The sequence below is a fragment of the Mycobacterium avium subsp. avium genome (genome assembly GCF_009741445.1).
Taxonomy (GTDB): Bacteria; Actinomycetota; Actinomycetes; order Mycobacteriales; family Mycobacteriaceae; genus Mycobacterium; species Mycobacterium avium.
In genome coordinates, this window is the sequence record NZ_CP046507.1 from 3,962,934 (window position 1) to 3,984,077 (window position 21,144).

Sequence of the window (21,144 nt, forward strand, 5' to 3'; positions counted from 1 at the left end):
AGGTGAGCACTCCCGCCGAGCCCCGGCCGTCCGACCCGCTGGGCCGGTTCAGCGCCATTACCCGGGAGTGGTTCACCAGCACCTTCGCCGCCCCGACCACGGCGCAGGCGCAGGCCTGGAGCGCCATCGCCGACGGCCACAACACGCTGGTGATCGCCCCGACCGGGTCGGGCAAGACGCTGGCCGCGTTCCTGTGGGCTCTGGACAGCCTGGCCGGCCAGGCCGAGCGCGCGCCCGGCACCCGGGTGCTCTACGTGTCGCCGCTCAAGGCGCTGGCCGTCGACGTCGAGCGCAACCTGCGCACCCCGCTGGCCGGGCTCACCCGCATCACCGAGCGCGCCGGCCTGCCGGCCCCCGACATCAGCGTCGGGGTGCGCTCCGGTGACACCCCGCCGGCGGTGCGTCGCCAGCTGATCAACCGGCCGCCCGACGTGCTGATCACCACGCCGGAGTCGCTGTTCCTGATGCTCACCTCGGCGGCCCGCGAGACGCTGGCCGGGGTGCAGACGGTGATCGTCGACGAGATCCACGCCATCGCCGGCGGCAAGCGCGGCGCGCACCTGGCGCTGTCGCTGGAGCGCCTGGACGCGCTGCGCGAGGGCCGGCCCGCCCAGCGCATCGGGCTGTCGGCGACGGTGCGGCCGCCCGAGGAGCTGGCCCGTTTCCTGTCCGGGACGGCGCCGGGCACCCGGACCACCGTGGTGGCCCCGCCGTCGGCCAAGACCGTCGAGCTGAGCGTGCAGGTGCCGGTGCCCGACATGGCCAACCTGGCGAACAACACCATCTGGCCCGACGTGGAGAACCGCCTGGTCGACCTGATCGAGGCGCACGGTTCGACCATCGTGTTCGCCAATTCGCGGCGGCTGGCCGAGCGACTCACCGCGCGGCTCAACGAGATTCACGCCGAGCGCAGCGGCGTCGAGCTCTCCGCGACCGCCAATCCGAAGGTGGCCGGCGGCGCCCCGGCGCACATCATGGCCTCGGGTCAGACCTACGGCGTGGAGCCGATACTGGCTCGGGCCCACCATGGTTCGGTCAGCAAGGAACAGCGCGCGCTGGTCGAGGAGGACCTCAAACGCGGCCTGCTCAAGGCGGTGGTGGCCACCTCCAGCCTGGAGTTGGGCATCGACATGGGCGCCGTCGATCTGGTCATCCAGGTGGAGGCGCCGCCGTCGGTGGCCAGCGGGCTGCAGCGCATCGGGCGGGCCGGCCACCAGGTCGGCGAGGTGTCGCGCGGGGTGCTGTTCCCCAAGCACCGCACCGACCTGATCGGCTGCGCGGTGACCGTGCAGCGCATGCTGGCCGGCCAGATCGAGACCATGCGGGTGCCGGCCAACCCGCTGGACATCCTGGCCCAGCAGACCGTGGCGGCGGCCGCCCTGGAACCGCTGGACGCCGACCGGTGGTTCGACACGGTGCGCCGGGCCGCCCCGTTCGCGACGCTGCCGCGCAGCATCTACGAGGCCACCCTGGACCTGCTCTCCGGCAAGTATCCGTCCACCGAATTCGCCGAGCTGCGACCGCGATTGGTCTACGACCGCAACACCGGCACGCTGACCGCGCGCCCCGGCGCCCAGCGGCTGGCGGTCACCTCCGGCGGCGCCATCCCGGACCGCGGGCTATTCACCGTCTACCTCGCCTCGGAAGCCGAAAAGCCCTCTCGGGTAGGCGAACTCGAAGAGGAGATGGTGTACGAGTCGCGGCCCGGCGACGTCATCTCGCTGGGCGCCACCAGCTGGCGGATCACCGAGATCACCCATGACCGGGTGCTGGTGATCCCGGCGCCCGGGCAGCCGGCCCGGTTGCCGTTCTGGCGCGGTGACGGCGTGGGCCGCCCGGCCGAGCTGGGTGCCGCGCTCGGCGCGTTCACCGGCGAACTCGCCGGCCTGAGCCGAGAGGAATTCGATTCCCGGTGTGCCGCATTGGGTTTCGACGCGTACGCCGTCGACAATCTGTACGGCCTGTTCGACGAGCAGCGCACCGCCGCCGGGGTGGTGCCCACCGACACCACGTTGCTGGTCGAGCGGTTCCGCGACGAGCTCGGCGACTGGCGGGTGATCCTGCACTCGCCGTACGGGCTCGGCGTGAACGGGCCGCTGGCCCTGGCAGTGGGCCGCCGGCTGCGGGAGCGCTACGGCATCGACGAGAAGCCCACCGCGTCCGACGACGGCGTGGTGGTGCGGCTGCCGGACACGGTTTCCGATTTCGCGTCCGACGGTGGCGACACCCCGCCCGGCGCAGAGCTTTTCGTCTTCGACGCCGACGAGATCGACCCGATCGTCACCGCCGAGGTGGGCGGTTCGGCGCTGTTCGCGTCGCGGTTCCGCGAGTGCGCGGCGCGCGCGCTGCTGTTGCCGCGCCGGCACCCCGGCCGCCGCTCGCCGCTGTGGCAGCAGCGCCAGCGCGCCGCCCAGCTGCTGGAGGTGGCCCGCAAATACCCCGACTTCCCGGTGGTGCTCGAGACCGTCCGGGAATGCCTGCAGGACGTCTACGACGTGCCCGCCCTGGTCGCGCTGATGGCCGGCATCGCGCAGCGGCGGGTGCGGGTGCTGGAGGTGGAGACGCAGCGGCCCTCGCCGTTCGCGGCCTCGCTGCTGTTCGGCTACGTCGGCGCGTTCATGTACGAGGGCGACAGCCCGCTGGCCGAGCGGCGGGCCGCCGCGCTGTCGCTGGACAGCACGCTGCTGGCCGAGCTGCTGGGCCGGGTGGAGCTGCGCGAATTGCTCGACCCCGAGGTGGTCGCGGCCACCGCCCGGGCGCTGCAGCACCTGGCGCCCGAGCGGGCCGCCCGCGACGCGGAGGCCGTCGCCGACCTGCTGCGGCTGCTGGGCCCGCTCACCGAGGACGAGGTGGTCGCCCGGGCCGGTGGCGCGGACGCCGTCGAGGTCAGGGGCTGGCTGGAGGGCCTGCGCGCGGCCCGGCGCGCGGTGCCGGTGTCGTTCGCCGGCCGCAGCTGGTGGGTGGCCATCGAGGACATCGGCCGGCTGCGCGACGGCCTGGGCATCGCGGTTCCGCTGGGCGTGCCGGCCGCGTTCACCGAGGAGGTCGCCGACCCGCTGGGCGAGCTGCTGGGCCGGTATGCGCGCACCCACACCCCGTTCAGCACCGCCGAGGCCGCCGCCCGGTTCGGTCTGGGGCTGCGGGTGACCGCCGACGTCCTGGGCCGGCTCGCCGACCCCTCCACTTCGCAGGGCCGGCTGGTGCGCGGCGACTTCGTCGCGGCGCGGCCGTCGGAGCCGGGCGGAGTGCTCGGGGCCGAGCAGTGGTGCGACGCCGACGTGCTGCGCATCCTGCGGCGGCGGTCGCTGGCCGCGCTGCGCGCCCAGGTGGAGCCGGTCAGCACCGCCGCCTACGGGCGGTTCCTGCCCGCCTGGCACCGGGTCGGAGCGGCCGAATCCTCGCGCGCGCCCGGCCATTCCGGGCTGGACGGGCTGATGTCGGTGATCGAGCAGCTGGCCGGGGTGCGGCTGCCGGCCTCGGCGCTCGAGCCGCTGGTGCTGGCCCCGCGGGTGCGCGACTACTCCCCCGCCCTGCTGGACGAACTGCTGGCCACCGGTGAGGTCACCTGGTCGGGCGCCGGGTCCATCTCGGGCAGCGACGGCTGGATCGCCCTGCACCCCAGCGAGTCCGCGCCGCTGACGCTGCAGGGGCCCGCCGACATCGAGCTGGGCGAGGCGCACCGCGCCATCCTGGATGTGCTGGCCGGTGGCGGCGGCTACTTCTTCCGTCAGCTGGCAACCGACGGGGTGTCCGACGCCGAGCTCAAAGCCGCACTGTGGGAACTGGTTTGGGCCGGCTGGATCACCGGCGACACGTTCGCCCCGGTGCGCGCCCTGCTCGGCGGCGGCGGAACGCGCCGGCGTTCGGCGCCGGCGCACCGCGCGCAGCGGCCGCCGCGGCTGAGCCGGTACAGCGTGGCGCACCCGCAGGCCCGTCCGGCCGACACGACCGTGGCCGGCCGATGGTCCGTGCTGCCGCCGCCCGAGCCGGACTCCACGGTGCGCGCCCACTTCCAGGCCGAACTGTTGTTGGGCCGGCACGGCGTGCTGACCCGGGGCGCGGTGGCCGCCGAGGGCGTCGCGGGCGGGTTCGCCACGCTGTACAAGGTGCTGAGCACTTTCGAGGACGCCGGCCGCTGCCAGCGCGGCTACTTCATCGAATCGCTGGGCGGGGCGCAGTTCGCCGTCGCCTCCACCGTCGACCGGCTGCGCGGGTTCGCCGACGGGGTCGACCCGCAACGGCCCGAGTATCGGGCGATCGTGCTGGCCGCCGCCGATCCGGCCAACCCGTACGGCGCCGCGCTGCCCTGGCCGGCCTCGAGCGCGGACGGGGCCCGGCCCGGCCGCAAGGCCGGGGCGCTGGTGGTGCTGGTGGACGGCGAGCTGGCCTGGTTCCTGGAGCGGGGCGGCCGGTCGCTGCTCACCTTCACCGACGACCCGGCCGCCCAGCACGCCGCGGCGGCGGCGCTGGCCGGGCTGGTCTCGGCCCGTCGCGTCGCGGCGATCCTGGTGGAGCGCATCGACGGGGTGCCGGCGTTGGCGCCGCGCGGCGACGGTGCCGCCGGCAACGACGCGCTGACGGCGCTCGCCGACGCCGGGTTCGCCCGCACCCCGCGCGGAATGCGGCTGCGCTGACCATGCCCGAGGGTGACACCGTCTGGCACACCGCCGCCGTGCTGCGCGAGCATCTGCTCGGCGAGACGCTGACCCGCTGCGACATCCGGGTGCCGCGGTTCGCCACCGTCGACCTCACCGGGCAGGTGGTCGACGAGATCCTCAGCCGTGGAAAGCATCTGTTCATCCGGGTGGGCGCCGCCAGCATCCACTCGCACCTGAAGATGGAGGGCAGTTGGCGGGTCGGCCCGCGGGTGCGGGTCGACCACCGGGCGCGCATCGTCCTGGAAACCGGCTCCGCGACCGCGGTCGGCGTCGATCTGGGCGTGCTGCGGATCCTGGACCGCGATCGCGACGGCGAGGCCGTCGCGCATCTGGGACCCGATCTGCTCGGCGAGGATTGGGACCCCGCGCGGGCCGCCGCCAACCTGGTGGCCCGCCCGCAGCGGCCGATCGCCGAGGCGCTGCTGGATCAGCGGGTGCTGGCCGGGATCGGCAACGTCTACTGCAACGAGTTGTGCTTTGTCAGCGGGCAACTGCCCACCGCGCCGGTGAGCGCCGTCGCCGACCCGCGGCGGCTCGTCTCGCGTGCCCGGGACATGTTGTGGCTCAACCGCTTCCGTTGGAACCGGTGCACCACCGGCGACACCCGCAACGGCCGGCAGCTGTGGGTCTACGGGCGGGCCGGCCAACCGTGCCGCCGCTGCGGCACCCCCATCGAGTTCGACGACTCCGGGGACCGGGTGACCTACTGGTGCCCGTCCTGCCAGCGCTAATCGCGGGCGTGGGCCAGGAAGAACTCCGCGATGGCCTCCGACCCGTCCAGCGTGTGCGTGGTGGGGCCGATGACCGCGGCGGGCAGGTACTGCTTGCCGCCGGGCCAGGTGTGCCCGCCCTTGTCGATCCGGTAGAAGACCACCTCGGTGGACGCCGCGCACGACGTGGAGTCGAAGCGGTGCACCACCGTGCCGTCGCGGGCGTCGGGCAGCAGCTCCATCGACGGATCGCCCTGGCATCCGTCGACCTTGCGCCACTTGTCCACCATGGCTTCCGCCGAGACGGCGTGGCTGAGGCCGCCCCGGCCGCGCACCGCCCCGCCCTTGAACGGCACCAGCGGATCGGCGGTCCCGTGCGCCGCCCACACCGACACCGGCCGGGACGGGTTGCAGGCCACGCCCACGCCGAGGGTGCCGGCCACCGGCGCGACGGCGGCGAAGACGTCGGCGCGGTCGCAGGCGAGCCGGTTGGACATGAAGCCCCCGTTGGACATTCCGGTGACGAAGACGTGGCCGGGCGCGACGCGGTAGTCGTTTTGCAGCTTGGTCACCAGCCCGACCAGGAAGGCGACGTCGTCGACGTGGTGGCGATCCGCCGGTGAGGCGCCGCGCCCGTCGGCCCAGCTCTTCTCGTAGCCGTCGGGGTAGACGACCAACAGGTTGTGCGCGTCAGCAACGGCGTCGAAGCCGGTCAGCCCGCGCTGCGCGATGCCGGTTCCGCCGCCGCCGTGCAGGCTGAGCACCAGGCCGACGGGGTCGCCCGCCGGCACGTGCAACATGTAGGTTCGGTCCATGCCGCCGGAACGAAAGGTGCCGGAAATGTCTCGCGCGCTGGCCGCCGACACATGCCGCACACCGCAGCCGACCACGCATACCGCCAGCACAGCGAGCCACAGCCATCGCGCGTACGCCATCTCGTCAGATCACCGGCGCCGCGTCGAGCAGGGCCCGCAGGTGACGCGCAGTCGACGCCGGAGCAAACCCTGGTGTGGCACGCACCGCATTATCGGTGATACGGCAGCCGGTGCCGCCGCGACATGCGAGCATTCGACCTAGCCCCGCCTCCAGCAAGCAACGGCACTTCTGTTCCACGGGAGTATCACAAATGACGAGCACCCAGATACGCAAGCGCGCCCGGCCGCGGTCGCTGGTGGTCGCCGGCCTGCTGCCGCTGGCCGGCCTCCTCGGCGTGATCACGACGCCGGCGTATGCCACCTCGGCCGACGACGCGTTCCTGGCCGCGCTGAAGGCCAAGGGCATCAACTACGAGTCCCCCGACGCCGCGGTCAACTCCGGCCACACCGTGTGCCACGAACTCGACATGGGCCAGACCCCGGAGCAGGTCGCCAACAACGTGCTGTCCAGCAGCACCCTGGACAGCTATCACGCCGGCTATTTCGTGGGCGTCAGCATCAAGGCGTACTGCCCGAAGTATGCGGCGGCGGCAGCCGGATCCTGAAATTTACAGCCGGTTGACAGGCTCGTGACGAAACCGCGGATAAAATCTGAACATCCGAATTCAGGTGACGAAGCGCAGAGCCACGATGATTCCGAGACTGCTGGCCGGTATGGCCTGTGTCGCAATCGCTCTCGGCCCGCCCGTCGGGGCCGCGGCGCCGGCCGGCGCCGACCCCGGCCCGTTCGCCCATCTGAATTGCGCCTGCGATCAACCGGATCCGCCCGGCGGCGTGACGCCGCGGGATGCGATGAATCAGGGCATCCGGCAAGGCCTTTCCGCTCCCCCGGCGGCCGAATAGCCGCCCGCGGACCGGCGGCCGCGCCACACGCGGGCCTGGCTGTCCGGAATGGTCTGCGCCCCATCGTCTTTCCGCTAGCCCGCCGACGGCGGCCGCTGCATCACGGTGCCGGGAAGCTCCGCGCCGTACTCGATGTCGTCGTAGTCGCGCCCGTTGCGCCGGCGGGTTCCGTTGCCGCCCGGGCGCATCGGCGTCATCGGCAGCATCGGCGGCTGCCCGGCTCCGGTCGCGAGCGGCGAGGCGGCCGACGCCAGTTGCACGGGCGCCTGCGACCCCAGCATTCCCACCGTCGCCGGCGGCATGGTCAGGTTGCCCAGCGAGATGCCCACGCCCAGCGCCGCCCGCGGCGCCAGGGACGATCCGGCGGCGCCGACGGCGCTGACCAGTCGCACCTCGGCCGCCGACAGGGCGGCTGTGCCTTCGGCCAGGCCGCCGGCGACGTCGGCGCCCAGCGACTGGAATCCGCTGGCGGTCTGCAGCTGGGCCAGCACCCCGATCAGGTTGATCGGAAATCCGCTGGCGGCCAGGAATTGGTTGCCCCAGGTGCTCCAGTACTTGAACCAGCCCGTGTTGGGATCGAAGAAGGCGGTGGAGGCGGCCTGCAGGGTGCCGGCGACACCGGTCTGGGTGCCGGAATCAGCGGCGTTCGTCGCGGGCACCATCGCGGCCTGGGTGCTCACCCCGGACGGGTTGGCCACCTGGGGCGGCTCGGTGAACCGGGGCAACCTGACCGCGCTCGCCGAGGTCGCCGCGTAGCGGTACATCGCCGCGGAGTTGTTCACCCACATGGCGTGGTACTCGGCCTCGGTTTCGGCGATGGCCGGATAGTTGATCCCGAAGAAGTTGGTGGCCAACAACATTGCCAGGCGGGCGCGGTTGGCGGCGACCAGCGAGGGATGCACCACAGTCCAGTGCGTCAATTCGAATGCGGCAGTGGCGGTTTGCACCGAGGTGGCGATCTCCTGGCATTGCTGGGCGGTGATCCGCAACCAGTCCACGTACGGCTCGAGCGCCCGGGTCATCGCGAGCGCGGACGGCCCCTGCCAGGTGGTCGACAGCGCCGCCAGCTCCGCGGTGTAGCTGCTCGCCGACTGTTCGAGCTCCATGCTCAGCTGCTGCCACACCCCGGCGGCTTCGATCCATGACCAGGCACCGGGTCCAGCGTGGATCAGCGCCGAGGTGACCTCCGGCGGCAGTATCCCAAAATCCATGAACCTTTACCTTGGCTGCATTCGGGAAGAACGTGGGTGTGGGCCGCGCTGCGGGCGGGCCCGTTCGGCGATTCGGTGTCCGCGGCGAGGGCGGGGCACCATGGTCAATTCATCCGGCCGACGGATTACGAGGCATCACTTTGCCTTTGACTTCCCGGCCGTAGGCGACGTCCTCGTACTTCTGCTGTTTACGTTTTCGCCAGCCGGTGCCCGCCGAGGTGGTCGGCGGCGGCACCATCATCGGCATCAGCGGGAAACCCGATTCGGCCGCGGGCAGCGGCGACGCCGCCGAGGCCAGCTGCACGCCCGTCTGGGTTCCCGGCAGCAGCCCGACCACCGCCGGGGGCGCGGTCAGTTTGCCCAGCGACACCCCGACGCCCATCGCGCCGCTCGGCGCCACCGCACCCGCGCCGATGCCCTTGATCGCGTTGGCCAGGCTGGCGGTGGTCGCGCCCAGGCCCTCGGACAGGCCGGAGCCGATGTCGCCGCCGACGGATGCGACCCCCTGGGCGGTGGCCAGCTGCGCCCACACGTCCAGCAGGTTGATCGGGAAGCCGGACGAGATGAACTGGTTGCCCCAGGTGCTGAAGTAGTTGAACCAGCCGGCGTTGGGATCGAACCCGCCGGGCATGTTGAGGTCGTTGAGCACCGAGCCCACCGACGAACCCGAGGAGTCGACCGACGCCTTCATCACCGCGGCCTGCTGGTTGGCGGTCCCGCCGGGGTCGGTGACGGCCAGCGGCGAATTGAACTGGGTCAGCGGCGATGTCGCCTGCGACGAGGCCGCCTGGTAGCGGCTCAGCGCGGCCGAGTTGTTCGCCCACATGGTCTGGTATTCGTTCTCGGTCTCGGCGATCGCCGCCGTGTTGGTGCCGAACCGGTTGGTGGCCAGCAACTGGGCCAGCCGGGTGCGGTTGGCGCTGACGACCGACGGGTGCACCACGGTGGACCGCACGGTGCCGAACGCCGTCGCCGCGGCCTCGGCGGAGTTGGCCAGCTGCGCGGACTGCTGCGCGGTCTCGCGCAGCCACAGCAGGTAGGGCTGGACGGATTGCAGCATCGCCATCGCCGAGGGGCCGTCCCAGGACTCGATCAGCGACGACAGCGTCGAGGCGTAGCTGGACACCGAGTTCTCCAGCTCGACGGCGACGCGCTGCCAGGCGGCGGCGGCCTCAATCAGCGAGCCCGCGCCCGGCCCGGTGTGGATGAGTGTCGAGGTGACCTCGGGGGGTGCAAACAGATCCATCACATCTCACAATGCCCACGCTGAGAACGCCTCAGCAAATTTGCGTTGACCAGGCCGCGAAGAGCGCGGAAACTCTGCACGTCGAGGCCTGTCACCTGCGGTCATGTCCCTCCCAGACCGACTGCCGATGTTAGGCCACCCTATACCCATAACAGAAATCGTTTTCACATTTGCTGGCGGTGTGCCAGCGGGCGTGCCGGCGGTCGCCGCCCGTCGCCCGGCAGTCTCGGCTCAGTCGATGTGGCCGGGCGGGTCGGCGAAGGCGAGATCGGCCGGGTGCTGGTCGGGTCCCAGCTGTTCGCAGTGCCCGTCGGGCACGAGGTAGGAGCTGGCCCCGTTGGGGATCAGGCGGGTGACCGCGACGCAGCGCTGCCAGGTGCCGTCGGGCTGGACGGGGCCGTCACACTTGCTCAGCACGGGCCCGCCGTACTGGCAGCCGGCCCGGGCCGGCGGGGCCGCGGCGATCACCCCGGCGGCCAGCAGCAGGGCGGCCGCCGCTGCGACGGTGCCGTGCCTCATGGTTGCCTCCCGTCACGTCGGCGCCGGCTATGACGCTACCGCGTGCCGTGCCCGGGTGGGTCGCCGTTCAGCGCAGCGTCCGGTCGGTCTTGGTGACGCAGCGGTAGAGCTCCTCGCCGTAGGGGACGACGATCGCGGCGGCCACCGCGGCGGCGACCGCGGCGAGGTAGCCGCCGGGCAGCGGGTTCTGCTTCCAGCGCAGCCGCCAGGCGTCGCGGGAGCGGGCACCGCGGGCGAGCTCGCGCACCTCCCGCCAGTGCAGGCAGCCCAGCGCCGAGGCCGCCATGATCGGCAGCGACTCCAGGAAGCTGTGCACGTGCTGCTCCCAGGTGGTGACCCGGCGCCCGCTGCGCTCGGCGGCGGTGACGTCCCACAGCGCGGTGGCCTCGTGGGCGGCGATGGACGCCAGGATCGTCGAGAGCACCAGCGGGTTGATCTCGCACAGCAGGACCAGGGTGATCGGCACCCCCACCTCGGCCATCATCAGCAGATGGATCAGCGACTCCCGCGTGCCCGAGGTGATCTCGATCCTGCTGCGCCGGTGCTGGTTCCAATCCAGCAGGGCCGGGATGAACCAGGCCGGCAGCAGCCCGTAGAGCAGGTACCGCAGCAGCGCGGTCTCGGCGTCGTTGGCCCGTTCCGGAATCCGCAATTGCCGTCGCACACGCCACCAGGTACCCGCGCAGCGGCGCGCCAAACTCCGTCATGGACCTGGGTCGTCGAGGGTCCGGCGGCTGACGAAGACGCGGCGGGCGCCGGTGCGCGGATCGTCGAACTCGATGCGCTGGGCAAGCAGCTGCAGCGGGGTGCTGAAGTCATCGGCCGGCACGTCAATGATGTTGGGATACAACGGATCACCGATGATCGGTATGCCCAGCGAGGCCATCTGCAGGCGCAGCTGATGGGTGCGTCCGGTGCGTGGCCGCAGCCGGTACAGACCGTCCGGGGACAACAGCTCCACCTCCGTCAGCGCGTTGGGTGGCCCGGGTTCGCAGACCGCCTGCATCCGGCCCCGGTGCTTGACGATGCGGCCGGCCAGCACCCGCGGGAACACCAGCGCCGGGTCGACGGCGGCCCGGGCCAGATAGGTCTTGTCCACCAGCCCGCGGGAGAACAGCGTCTGATAGGCGCCGCGCACCTCGCGCTGCGCGGTGAACAGCAGCACCCCGGCGGTCAGCCGGTCCAGCCGGTGCGCGGGGCTCAGCTCCGGCAAGCCGAGCTCCCGGCGCAGCCGCACCAGCGCGGTCTGGGCGACGTGCCGTCCGCGCGGCATGGTGGCCAGAAAGTGCGGCTTGTCGACGACGACGATGTCGTCGTCGCGGTGCAGCACCGGGAGGTCGAAGGGCACCACCACCTCGTCGGGCAGCTCGCGGTAAAGGTACACACTGGCCCCGGCCGGCAACACGGTGGCCTCGTCGACCACCGCACCGTCTGCGGTAACCACTTCGGCGGCAAGGACTTTGGCGCGGGCCGCGGCGCCGAACCGGGCGGTGAGCTCGGCCAGCACCGGACCGCCGCGCAGCCGCACCCGGGCGGGTCCCAGCCCGTCGCGAACCGGCAGCGGCACCGGTCTCAATTGAGCGGCACCGGCTCGAGGATCTCGGCGCGCGCCTCGGGCGCACTGGCCCGCAGCTCGTCGGCCGACACGTCGTCGGGCTGGGCCTGCGACAGGATCTCGGCCTGCACCCGGGCGGTGTAGTTGGCGACCTCGCGCTCGACGTCGCCGGCCGTCCACCCCAGCACCGGCGCGACCACGTCGGCGACCTCGCGGGCGCAGTCGACGCCGCGATGCGAGTATTCGATGGAGATGCGCATCCGGCGGGCCAGGATGTCCTCCAAATGCAAAGCGCCCTCGGCGGTTACGGCGTACAGCGCCTCCACCCGCAGATAGCCGGGCGCCTCCGTGATCGGGTTGAGCAGGTCGGGCCGATCGGCGGCCAGCGCCAGCACGTCACCGATCAAAGAGCCGTAGCGGTCCAGCAGGTGGCGCACCCGGTAGGGATGCAACCCGCGCAGCTGCGCGACGTGCTCGGCCTGATTGATCAGCGCGAAGTAGCCGTCGGCGCCGAGCAGGCTGACCTTCTCCGTGATCGACGGCGCCACCCGGGCCGGAATGAATTGCGCCGCAGCGTCAATCGCGTCGGCGGCCATCACCCGGTAGGTGGTGTACTTGCCGCCGGCGATGGCCACCAAGCCGGGTGCGGGCACCGCCACCGCGTGCTCGCGGGAGAGCTTGGAGGTTTCCTCGCTCTCCCCGGCCAGCAGCGGCCGCAGCCCCGCATACACCCCGTCGATGTCGGCGTGGGTGAGCGGGATCGCCAGCACGGTGTTGACGGTGGACAGGATGTAGTCGATGTCGGCCTTGGTGGCCGCGGGGTGGGCCAGATCCAGATCCCAGTCGGTGTCGGTGGTTCCGATGATCCAGTGGCTGCCCCACGGGATGACGAACATCACCGACTTCTCGGTGCGCAGGATGATCGCCACGTCGCTGACGATGCGGTCGCGCGGCACCACCACGTGCACCCCCTTGGATGCCCGCACCTGAAATCGCCCGCGCTGCTTGGACAATGCCTGGATCTCATCGGTCCACACGCCGGTCGCGTTGACCACCACATGCCCGCGGACCTCGGTGACCGAGCCGTCTTCGGAGTCGCGTACCCGCACCCCGGTCACCCGGTCGCCCTCCCGCAGCAGGGCGACCACCTGGGTGGAGTTGCGCACCACCACGCCGTAGTGCGCGGCGGTGCGCGCGACGGTCAGGGTGTGCCGGGCGTCGTCGACGATGGTGTCGTAGTAGCGGATTCCGCCGATCAGCGCGCTGCGTTTGAGGCCCGGGCACAGCCGCAGCGCACCGGCGCGGGTCAAATGTTTTTGCGCCGGAACGGATTTCGCGCCGCCCAGCCGGTCGTAGAGAAAGATGCCGGCGGCGATGTAGGGCCGTTCCCACAACCGATTGGTCAGCGGGAACAGAAAGGGCATCGGCTTGACCAGGTGCGGTGCCAGCGTGGTCAGCGACAGCTCGCGCTCGTATAGGGCCTCGCGCACCAGCCCGAACTCCAGCTGCTCGAGATAGCGCAGGCCGCCGTGGAACATCTTCGAGGAACGGCTCGAGGTGCCCGACGCGAAGTCGCGGGCCTCCACCAGCGCGACCTTGAGCCCGCGGGTGGCGGCGTCCAGGGCGCAGCCCGATCCCACCACGCCGCCGCCGATCACCACCACGTCGAACTGCTCGGCGCCCAGCCTGTCCCAGGCCGCCGCGCGTTGCCGCGGTCCCAGCGCCGAAGCCGGCGAGCCGGGCTCGCCGAGTGCGTGGATCGGATCGCTCACTGCAGGGCTCCTGTCCGGTTACTCGTCAGTAGGGCGTGCTGCACCAAGGCTAACCGTTAGTCCAGGTCGTCGTGGGCCATCAGCCGCCGGGCCGCCTCGGTGATCGAACCGGACAGCGACGGGTAAACCGCCAGCGTCTGCGCCAATTCATTGACGGTGATGCGGTTCTGCACCGCCACCGCGATCGGCAGGATCAGCTCGGAGGCGATCGGCGCCACCACCACGCCGCCGATCACCACCCCGGTGGACTTGCGGCAGAACACCTTCACGAAACCCTGCCGCAGCCCCGACATCTTGGCCCGCGCATTGGTGCGCAGCGGCAGCATGATGGTGCGCGCCGACACCGAACCGTCGTCGATCATGGTCTGCGGCACGCCGACGGCGGCGATCTCGGGCCGGGTGAACACCGTCGCCGCGACTGTGCGCAGCCGGATCGGGCTGACGCCCTCGCCGAGCGCGTGATACATCGCGATGCGGCCCTGCATGGCGGCCACCGAGGCCAGCGGCAGCAGGCCGGTGCAGTCGCCGGCGGCGTAGATGCCGGGCACCGAGGTCCGCGACACCCGGTCCACCGTCAGGTAGCCGCCGCGGCCCAGCTCGATGCCGACCCGCTCCAGGCCCAGGCCGGCGGTGTTGGGCACCGAGCCGATGGTCATCAGGGCGTGGCTGCCCGCCACGGTGCGCCCGTCGGTCAGGGTGACCAGCACCCCGTCGGGCGTGCGGGTGACCGATTGCGCGCGGGCGTTCTTCACCAGCTGCACGCCCCGCTCGGAGAACGCCTCTTCCAGCACCAGGGCGGCGTCGGCGTCCTCGTAGGGCAGCACCCGGTCGCGGCTGGCCACCACGGTCACCGGCACGCCCAATTCGGTGTAGGCGTGCACGAACTCGGCGCCGGTCACCCCCGAGCCGACCACGATGAGGTGGTCGGGCAGCGCGTCGAGGTTGTAGAGCTGGCGCCAGGTCAGGATCCGCTCGCCGTCGGGCTGGGCCGACGGCAGGATCCGCGGGCTGGCGCCGGTGGCGATCAGCACGACGTCGGCCTCGTACTCGCTGCTGCTGCCGTCGGGGGCGGTGGCCTTGATGCGGTGGCGGGCCAGCCCCGGGGTGGGGTCGATCAGCTCGCCGCGGCCGGCGACCACTCGCACGCCCACGCCGAGCAGCTGTTCGGTGATGTCGGCGGACTGCTCGGTGGCCAGTTGCTTGACCCGGGCGTGGATCTGGGGCAGCGAGATCTTGGCGTCGTCGATGTCGATCTCGAAGCCCAGCCGCGGCGCGCGGCGCAGCTCGGTGCGCAGCCAGGTCGAGGCGATGAATGTCTTGGACGGCACGCAGTCGTCCAGCACGGCCGCGCCGCCGATTCCCTCGGAGTCGATCACCGTGACGTGGGTGGTGTCGGGGTGGGAGGAGGCGGCCACCAGAGCGGCTTCGTAACCGGCCGGACCGCCGCCGAGGATCACGATGCGGGTCACCACGACCCCCAACCTAGCCCGGCGACGATGCCCGCCGCAGCGCGGCGGGAGGAGGAGGCGGGCCATCCCACCTAGCCCGGCGACGATGCCCGCCGCAGCGCGGCGGCGCCCGGCTCGGGGGAAGACCGAGGCAGCCCGGACGTCTAAGCTTTCCCCGTGCCGCTCTACGCCGCGTACGGGTCGAACATGGATCCCGAGCAGATGCTGAAGCGCGCACCCCACTCGCCGATGGCCGGAACCGGCTGGCTGCACGGCTGGCGGCTGACGTTCGGCGGCGAGGACATCGGCTGGGAGGGCGCGCTGGCCACGGTCGTGGAGGACCCGGGTTCCAAGGTGTTCGTCGTGCTCTACGACATGACGCCGGCGGACGAGAAGAACCTCGACCGCTGGGAGGGCTCGGAGTTCGGCGTGCACAAGAAGATCCGCTGCCGTGTGGACCGCATCTCGTCCGACACCACCACCGACCCGGTGCTGGCGTGGCTGTACGTCCTGGACGCCTGGGAGGGCGGCCTGCCATCGGCCCGCTACCTCGGGGTGATGGCCGACGCCGCCGAAATCGCCGGCGCGCCAGCCGATTACGTGCACGACCTGCGCACCCGCCCGGCCCGCAACATCGGGCCCTGACTTTCCGTCGCGGCCTAGCGGCCTAGAACACCTGGAACAGCGCCGACTGTTCGACGATGTTGGCCATCACCCGCACCCCGATCGCCAGGGCCCGCTCGTCGAGGTTGAACGTCGGCTGGTGCAGGTCCAGCTGTGGCCCCACCCCGGGCCACACCCCCAGCCGCGCCATCGCGCCGGGAATCTCCTCGAGGTACCAGGAGAAGTCTTCGCCGCCACCGGACTGGCGGGTGTCGGCCAGGGCGTCGGGGCCGAGCGCCTCGATCGCGTGGGTGAGGATGCGCGTCGAGACGTCCTCGTTGACCACCGGCGGCACGCCGCGCCGGTACTGCAGCGTGTGCTCGATGCCCAGCGGCGCGAGCAGCCCGGACACCGTCTCCCGGATCACCTCCTCGAGACCCACCCAGGTCTGCCGGCTGGCGGTGCGCACGGTGCCGGCCAGCACCCCGGTCTGCGGGATGGCGTTGGCCGCCACCCCGGCGTTGACCGCGCCCCACACCAGCACGGTGCCGTTGCGCGGGTCGATGCGCCGCGACAGCACCCCGGGCAGCCCGGTGATCAGGGTGCCCAGCCCGTACACCAGGTCGGCGGTCAGGTGCGGCCGCGAGGTGTGCCCGCCCGGCGAATACAGGGTGATCTCGATCTGGTCGGCCGCCGAGGTGATCGGGCCGTGCCGGACCGCGATCTGGCCGACCTCCAGCCGGGGGTCGCAGTGCAGGGCGAAGATCCGCGACACCCCGGTGATGGCGCCGGCGGCGATGGCGTCGATCGCCCCGCCGGGCATCAGCTCCTCGGCGGCCTGGAAGATCAACCGCACCCCGACCGGCAGTTCCGGCACCGACGCCAGCACCAGCGCGGTGCCCAGCAGGATGGCGGTGTGCGCGTCGTGCCCGCAGGCGTGCGCCACGTTGGGCATGGTGGAGGCGTAGGGCGCGCCGGTGCGCTCGGCCATCGGCAGCGCGTCCATGTCGGCCCGCAGCGCGATCCGGGGCTCGTGCTCGGGGCCGAGGTCGCAGATCAGCCCGGTCCCGCCGGGCAGCACCTTGGGGTTGAGTCCGGCCTCGGCCAACCGCTCGGCGACGAACTGGGTGGTGGCGTATTCCTGGCGGCCCAACTCGGGATAGCGGTGGATGTGCCGACGCCACTCGATCAGGTCTTGGTTGTGCGCGGCCAGCCAGGAGGTGGCGGCGTCGGCCAGGCTCATGGGTGCGCCCCGCCGCGTCTGCGCTCGTGCGCGGCCAGCGCCCGATCGCGCTCGGCCGGCGTCTGGGCCAGCGCGACGACGGTGCGGGCCAGCATGATCGCGCCCTCGATCACCGCGCGGTCGGCGCTGGGTCCGGCGGCGGCGTCGGCGAAGGCGCGCTGATGCACCATGGCGCCACCGGATTCGACCCCGACCACCGGGTGGATCCCCGGCAGCGCCTGCGTCACGTTGCCCATGTCGGTGCTGCCCATCGGCAGCGCGGCTTCGTACTCCGGGGCCACCGGCTGCCGGCCCAGCCGGCACATCTCCTCGCGAAAGATATTGGCCAGCCACGCGTCCGGCTTGAGTTCGTCGTAGGCGGGCGCGGGGTTGTCGATCTCGTATTCGCAGCCGGCGGCCATTGGGCCCGCGGCGAAGCAGGCATACATCCTGCCCTCCAGCTCGCGCAGCGAGTCGGATTCGACGGCGCGCATCGCGTACTGCAGCGACGCGTGCCCGGGGATGACGTTGACCGCCTGCCCGCCGTCGGTGACGATGCCGTGCACCAGTTGGCCCGGCGCCAGTTGCTGACGCAGCAGCCCGACGGCCACTTGCGCGACGGTGACGGCGTCGAGGGCGTTGACGCCCAGGTGCGGCGCGACGGCGGCGTGCGATTCCTTGCCGCGGTAGCGCACGATCGCCTCGGACAGGGCCAGCGAGCGGGCCGCGGCGATGTCGGCCGGCCCGGGATGCAGCATCACCGCCGCGGAGATGTCGTCGAACACCCCGGCCTTGAGCAGCAGCGCCTTACCGCCGCCGGCCTCCTCGGCGGGAGTCCCCACAAGCGCCACCCGCAGGCCCAGGTCGTCGGCCACCTCGGCCAGCGCCAGCGCGGTGCCCACGGCCGACGCCGCGATGATGTTGTGGCCGCAGGCGTGCCCGATCTCGGGCAGGGCATCGTATTCGGCGCAGACCCCGATGGTCAGCTGGCCGCTGCCGAAGTCGGCGCGAAAGGCGGTGTCCAGGCCGCCGGCGGCCGCGGTGATCTCGAAGCCGCGCTCGGCGACCAGCGCCTGCGCCTTGGCGCAGCTGCGGTGCTCGGCGAACGCCAGCTCCGGCTCGGCGTGGATGGCGTGCGACAGCTCGACGAGATCGGCACCGCGCCGCCGCACGACATCCTCGACGCTGTCCAGCGGGCTGTCTGATCCGACGGGGGGCACTCTCGCAGTATGTCGCAGTATCCGACCGGGGCCCAACGCCCCTGGCTATACCCGCCCGGCGATGAACCCCGCCGCCTGGGCCGGGTAGGGCGGGTCCTCGTAGACGTGGTGCGCGTCCCGGTCCCGCCCGCCGACGACGCACACCGGGTCGCCGTCGCTGCACAGGTCGATGGCGCGACCGGCGAACGCCCCGGTGGTCGACAGGGGCGTGTTGAAGCGGTTGCCGGGGTTGCCGAACACCGCCACCGCCGCGATCTTGCTCGCCAGGCCGGGATCCAGTGGGGGTGCCGACCCGAAGTTGCCGATCCGCTGCCCGACCGGCGGTACCCCGGCGAGCATCGAGACCGCGGCCGCGCCCTGCGAGAACCCGCCGAGCACCAGCCGGGTGGACGGGCACCGGTCGACCATCTCGGCGATGTGGTCGCGGGCGTCGTTGGCGCCGTCGGCGGTGGTCAGGAAGTTGTAGCTGGCCGGATAGTTCACCGCGTAGGCGTCGACGTTGCGGTTGCCCAGCGCCGGTTGCAGCGCGGCGAACAGCGCATCGCCCACGGCTCCCAAGCCCGGGGGCTCGGCGGTGCCGCGGGCGAAAATCAGTTGCACGTCCGGACATCCGTCGGCCGCCGCCCGCGGCGCCGGGCCGCAGGTGATGGCGACCACCGACAAGGCGACCGCGACGACAATTCCAATGGCCGGGCCAACCACCGGCCACCCACGCAGATTCATACGCCAGATCCTGGCACACCCCCCCGACACCCGCTCCCGGGCCGGCGCTCGCCGTCGCCGGGCTAGGCTCGATCGCTGTGGCCGAAACCCCGTCCAACCCAGGCGAGCTCGCGCGCCAGGCGGCCGCGGTCATCGGCGAACGGACCGGCGTCGCCGCACACGACGTGGCCATCGTCCTGGGGTCGGGATGGTCGCCGGCGGTCGCCGCGCTGGGCGCCCCGACGGCGGTGCTGCCGCAGGCCGAACTGCCCGGCTTCCGCCCGCCCACCGCGGTCGGGCACACCGGCGAGCTGGTGTCGATGCGTATCGGCGAGCACCGGGTGCTGGTGTTGGTCGGCCGCATCCACGCCTACGAGGGCCACGACCTGTGCCACGTCGTGCACCCGGTCCGGGCGGCCTGCGCGGCCGGGGTGCGCGCGGTGGTGCTCACCAACGCGGCCGGCGGCCTGCGCCCGGACCTTGCCGTCGGCGAACCGGTGCTGATCAGCGACCACCTCAACCTGACCGGGCGGTCCCCGCTGGTCGGCCCGCAGTTCGTCGACCTCACCGACGCCTACTCGCCGCGGCTGCGCGAGCTGGCCCGCCAAGCCGATCCCACGCTGGCCGAGGGCGTCTACGCCGGCCTTCCCGGCCCGCACTACGAGACCCCGGCCGAGATCCGGATGCTGCGCACGCTGGGCGCCGACCTGGTCGGCATGTCGACGGTGCACGAAACCATCGCCGCCCGGGCGGCCGGCGCCGAGGTGCTGGGGGTGTCGCTGGTGACCAACCTGGCCGCCGGCATCAGCGGCGAGCCGCTGAGCCACACCGAGGTGCTGGCCGCCGGCGCCGCCTCGGCCACCCGGATGGGCGCGCTGCTGGCCCTGATCCTCGGCCAACTCCCCCGGTTCTAGGACCGTGACGCCCGAGGAATGGATCGCCCACGATCCCGACCCCCGCACGGCCGCCGAGCTCGCCGCATGCGAAGCCGCAGAACTCACCGCCCGCTTCGCCCGGCCCTTGCGATTCGGCACGGCGGGACTGCGCGGCCCGGTCCGCGCCGGCCCCGACGCGATGAACGTCGCGGTGGTGTCGCGGGCCAGCTGGGCGCTGGCGCAGGTGCTCAAGCGCCGCGGCCCGGCCGGCGCGCGGGTGATCGTGGGACGCGACGCCCGGCACGGCTCCGCGGTATTCGCCACGGTGGCCGCCGAAGTGCTCGCTGCCCAAGGGTTTTCGGTGCTGCTGCTGCCCGGGCCGGTGCCCACCCCGGTGGTCGCGTTCGCGGTGCGGCACACCGGCGCCGCCGCCGGGGTCCAGATCACCGCCTCGCACAACCCGCCGACCGACAACGGCTACAAGGTGTACGACGGCGGCGGCATCCAGATCGTCTCCCCCACCGACCACCAGATCGAAGCCGCGATGGCCGACGCGCCACCGGCCGACGAGATCCGCCGAACACCCGTCCCACCGGCGCACACCGACCTCGTCCAGCGCTACATCGAGCGGGCGGCCGGGGTGCGGCGCGGCACCGGTTCGGCGCGGGTGGCGCTCACCGCTCTGCACGGCGTGGGCGGGACGGTGGCCGTCGACGCTCTGCACCGCGCCGGCTTCGGCCGAATACACACCGTGGCAAGCCAATTCGCGCCCGACCCGGACTTTCCCACCGTCGCGTTCCCCAACCCCGAGGAGCCCGGCGCCACCGACGCGCTGCTGACCCTGGCCGCCGATGTAGACGCCGACGTGGCGATCGCACTGGATCCCGACGCCGACCGCTGCGCCGTCGGCATACCCGACGCCTCCGGCTGGCGGATGCTCTCCGGCGACGAAACCGGTTGGCTGCTCGGCGATTACCTGCTCTCCCAGCCGCAGCGTGCCGACCGACCCGTGGTGGCCAGCACGGTGGTGTCGTCGCGGATGTTGTCGGCCATCGCCGCGCGGCACGGCGCCGTGCACGTCGAAACCCTCACCGGCTTCAAGTGGTTGGCACGCGCCGACGCCGAGGTGCCCGGCGGCACCCTGGTGTACGCCTATGAGGAGGCGATCGGACACTGCGTGGACCCCGCCGCGGTGCGCGACAAGGACGGCATCAGCGCCGCCGTGCTGGTGTGCGACCTGGTGGCCGGCCTGATCGCGCGGGGCGGTTCGGTGTCCGGCCGGCTCGACGAGCTGGCCCGCCGCCACGGCGTGCACGACGTCGCCGCGGTGTCGCGCCGCGTCGGGACCGACGGGGCTGCCGAGCTGATGCGACGGCTGCGCACCAGCCCGCCGGAGACGCTGGCCGGGTTCGGGGTGGCGCTCACCGACATCACCGACGCGCTGATCTTCACCGGCGGCGACGACGACACGTCGGTCAGGCTGGTGGTGCGGCCTTCCGGGACCGAGCCGAAGGTGAAGTGCTACTTGGAGATTCGCTGCGCGCCGAGCGACGACCTGGCGTCTTCGCGGCGGCGCGCCCGCGCCCTGCGGGAGCTTCTGGTCGCGACGGTGCGGAGCTGGTGAA

Annotated in this window: 18 protein-coding genes; 7 read left to right on the plus strand and 11 right to left on the minus strand. The window is 72.4% G+C overall.

Annotated features, from left to right (window positions below; all coding sequences use genetic code 11):
• Window positions 1-2: 2 nt before the first annotated feature.
• On the plus strand, window positions 3-4,634 hold the full coding sequence (locus tag MAA44156_RS18460; RefSeq protein ID WP_065370812.1) for an ATP-dependent helicase: 4,632 nt from the start codon (window positions 3-5) through the stop codon (window positions 4,632-4,634).
• 2 nt (window positions 4,635-4,636) lie between these two features.
• Window positions 4,637-5,389: an endonuclease VIII Nei2 gene (gene nei2, locus MAA44156_RS18465; protein ID WP_009978797.1), complete on the plus strand. Its 753-nt coding sequence runs from the start codon at window positions 4,637-4,639 to the stop codon at window positions 5,387-5,389.
• On the opposite strand, the gene MAA44156_RS18470 is transcribed toward nei2, so the two are convergent.
• Window positions 5,386-6,303 (minus strand): extracellular catalytic domain type 1 short-chain-length polyhydroxyalkanoate depolymerase, encoded by a 918-nt coding sequence (locus MAA44156_RS18470; RefSeq protein ID WP_009978799.1) that lies wholly within the window; start codon window positions 6,301-6,303, stop codon window positions 5,386-5,388. The genes nei2 and MAA44156_RS18470 overlap by 4 nt on opposite strands.
• Before the next feature lie 191 nt (window positions 6,304-6,494).
• Between MAA44156_RS18470 and MAA44156_RS18475 the strand changes: the two genes are divergently transcribed.
• Complete coding sequence (locus tag MAA44156_RS18475) at window positions 6,495-6,848, plus strand: DUF732 domain-containing protein (protein ID WP_009978801.1); 354 nt, start codon at window positions 6,495-6,497, stop codon at window positions 6,846-6,848.
• 85 nt (window positions 6,849-6,933) lie between these two features.
• The gene (locus MAA44156_RS23740; RefSeq protein ID WP_023879509.1) at window positions 6,934-7,146 is read left to right on the plus strand and encodes a hypothetical protein; all 213 of its coding nucleotides are present in this window, start codon (window positions 6,934-6,936) and stop codon (window positions 7,144-7,146) included.
• Between the two features lie 74 nt (window positions 7,147-7,220).
• Here MAA44156_RS23740 and MAA44156_RS18485 read toward each other — a convergent pair whose 3' ends face one another.
• The 7 genes from MAA44156_RS18485 to MAA44156_RS18515 all read right to left on the minus strand — a co-directional run bounded on the left by MAA44156_RS18485 (window position 7,221) and on the right by MAA44156_RS18515 (window position 14,921).
• Entirely contained in the window at window positions 7,221-8,357 is a 1,137-nt protein-coding gene (locus MAA44156_RS18485) for a PPE family protein (protein WP_009978802.1), read from the minus strand.
• A 109-nt stretch (window positions 8,358-8,466) separates the two neighbouring features.
• Window positions 8,467-9,603, minus strand: coding sequence for a PPE family protein (locus MAA44156_RS18490; protein WP_009978803.1), 1,137 nt, complete (start codon window positions 9,601-9,603; stop codon window positions 8,467-8,469).
• Between the two features lie 231 nt (window positions 9,604-9,834).
• Entirely contained in the window at window positions 9,835-10,122 is a 288-nt protein-coding gene (locus MAA44156_RS18495; protein WP_003874501.1) for a CDGP domain-containing protein, read from the minus strand.
• 67 nt (window positions 10,123-10,189) lie between these two features.
• Entirely contained in the window at window positions 10,190-10,786 is a 597-nt protein-coding gene (locus MAA44156_RS18500) for a hypothetical protein (RefSeq protein WP_011725979.1), read from the minus strand.
• A gap of 39 nt (window positions 10,787-10,825) precedes the next feature.
• A complete protein-coding gene (locus tag MAA44156_RS18505) occupies window positions 10,826-11,698 on the minus strand; it encodes a pseudouridine synthase (protein WP_029248588.1) in 873 nt (290 codons plus the stop codon).
• Complete coding sequence (locus MAA44156_RS18510; protein ID WP_003874498.1) at window positions 11,695-13,449, minus strand: glycerol-3-phosphate dehydrogenase/oxidase; 1,755 nt, start codon at window positions 13,447-13,449, stop codon at window positions 11,695-11,697. Before MAA44156_RS18510 ends, MAA44156_RS18505 begins: the two co-directional genes overlap by 4 nt.
• 56 nt (window positions 13,450-13,505) lie before the next feature.
• Complete coding sequence (locus tag MAA44156_RS18515) at window positions 13,506-14,921, minus strand: NAD(P)H-quinone dehydrogenase (protein ID WP_009978807.1); 1,416 nt, start codon at window positions 14,919-14,921, stop codon at window positions 13,506-13,508.
• Between the two features lie 153 nt (window positions 14,922-15,074).
• Here MAA44156_RS18515 and MAA44156_RS18520 point away from each other — a divergent pair, with 153 nt between their 5' ends.
• On the plus strand, window positions 15,075-15,542 hold the full coding sequence (locus MAA44156_RS18520) for a gamma-glutamylcyclotransferase family protein (protein ID WP_003874496.1): 468 nt from the start codon (window positions 15,075-15,077) through the stop codon (window positions 15,540-15,542).
• Between the two features lie 22 nt (window positions 15,543-15,564).
• On the opposite strand, the gene MAA44156_RS18525 is transcribed toward MAA44156_RS18520, so the two are convergent.
• The 3 genes from MAA44156_RS18525 to MAA44156_RS18535 are packed head-to-tail and all read right to left on the minus strand — an operon-like array spanning window position 15,565 to window position 18,605.
• Window positions 15,565-16,743, minus strand: a complete 1,179-nt coding sequence (locus MAA44156_RS18525; RefSeq protein WP_009978808.1) for a M20 family metallopeptidase — start codon at window positions 16,741-16,743, stop codon at window positions 15,565-15,567.
• Window positions 16,740-17,942 (minus strand): M20 family metallopeptidase, encoded by a 1,203-nt coding sequence (locus tag MAA44156_RS18530; RefSeq protein ID WP_009978810.1) that lies wholly within the window; start codon window positions 17,940-17,942, stop codon window positions 16,740-16,742. Before MAA44156_RS18530 ends, MAA44156_RS18525 begins: the two co-directional genes overlap by 4 nt.
• 45 nt (window positions 17,943-17,987) lie before the next feature.
• Window positions 17,988-18,605 (minus strand): cutinase family protein, encoded by a 618-nt coding sequence (locus MAA44156_RS18535; RefSeq protein WP_003878985.1) that lies wholly within the window; start codon window positions 18,603-18,605, stop codon window positions 17,988-17,990.
• 137 nt (window positions 18,606-18,742) lie between these two features.
• Between MAA44156_RS18535 and MAA44156_RS18540 the strand changes: the two genes are divergently transcribed.
• A complete protein-coding gene (locus MAA44156_RS18540) occupies window positions 18,743-19,558 on the plus strand; it encodes a purine-nucleoside phosphorylase (protein ID WP_009978811.1) in 816 nt (271 codons plus the stop codon).
• Window positions 19,559-19,562: 4 nt separating this feature from the next.
• Entirely contained in the window at window positions 19,563-21,143 is a 1,581-nt protein-coding gene (locus MAA44156_RS18545) for a phospho-sugar mutase (RefSeq protein ID WP_009978812.1), read from the plus strand.
• The last annotated feature ends 1 nt before the right edge of the window (window position 21,144 follow it).

Excerpts from the sequence above, each read along its gene's own strand:
- nei2 (WP_009978797.1), top strand. The coding sequence starts at position 4,637 with ATGCCCGAGGGTGACACCGTCTGGCACACCGCCGCCGTGCTGCGCGAG.
- MAA44156_RS18470 (WP_009978799.1), bottom strand. The coding sequence starts at position 6,303 with ATGGCGTACGCGCGATGGCTGTGGCTCGCTGTGCTGGCGGTATGCGTG.
- MAA44156_RS18475 (WP_009978801.1), top strand. The coding sequence starts at position 6,495 with ATGACGAGCACCCAGATACGCAAGCGCGCCCGGCCGCGGTCGCTGGTG.
- MAA44156_RS23740 (WP_023879509.1), top strand. The coding sequence starts at position 6,934 with ATGATTCCGAGACTGCTGGCCGGTATGGCCTGTGTCGCAATCGCTCTC.
- MAA44156_RS18485 (WP_009978802.1), bottom strand. The coding sequence starts at position 8,357 with ATGGATTTTGGGATACTGCCGCCGGAGGTCACCTCGGCGCTGATCCAC.
- MAA44156_RS18490 (WP_009978803.1), bottom strand. The coding sequence starts at position 9,603 with ATGGATCTGTTTGCACCCCCCGAGGTCACCTCGACACTCATCCACACC.
- MAA44156_RS18495 (WP_003874501.1), bottom strand. The coding sequence starts at position 10,122 with ATGAGGCACGGCACCGTCGCAGCGGCGGCCGCCCTGCTGCTGGCCGCC.
- MAA44156_RS18525 (WP_009978808.1), bottom strand. The coding sequence starts at position 16,743 with ATGAGCCTGGCCGACGCCGCCACCTCCTGGCTGGCCGCGCACAACCAA.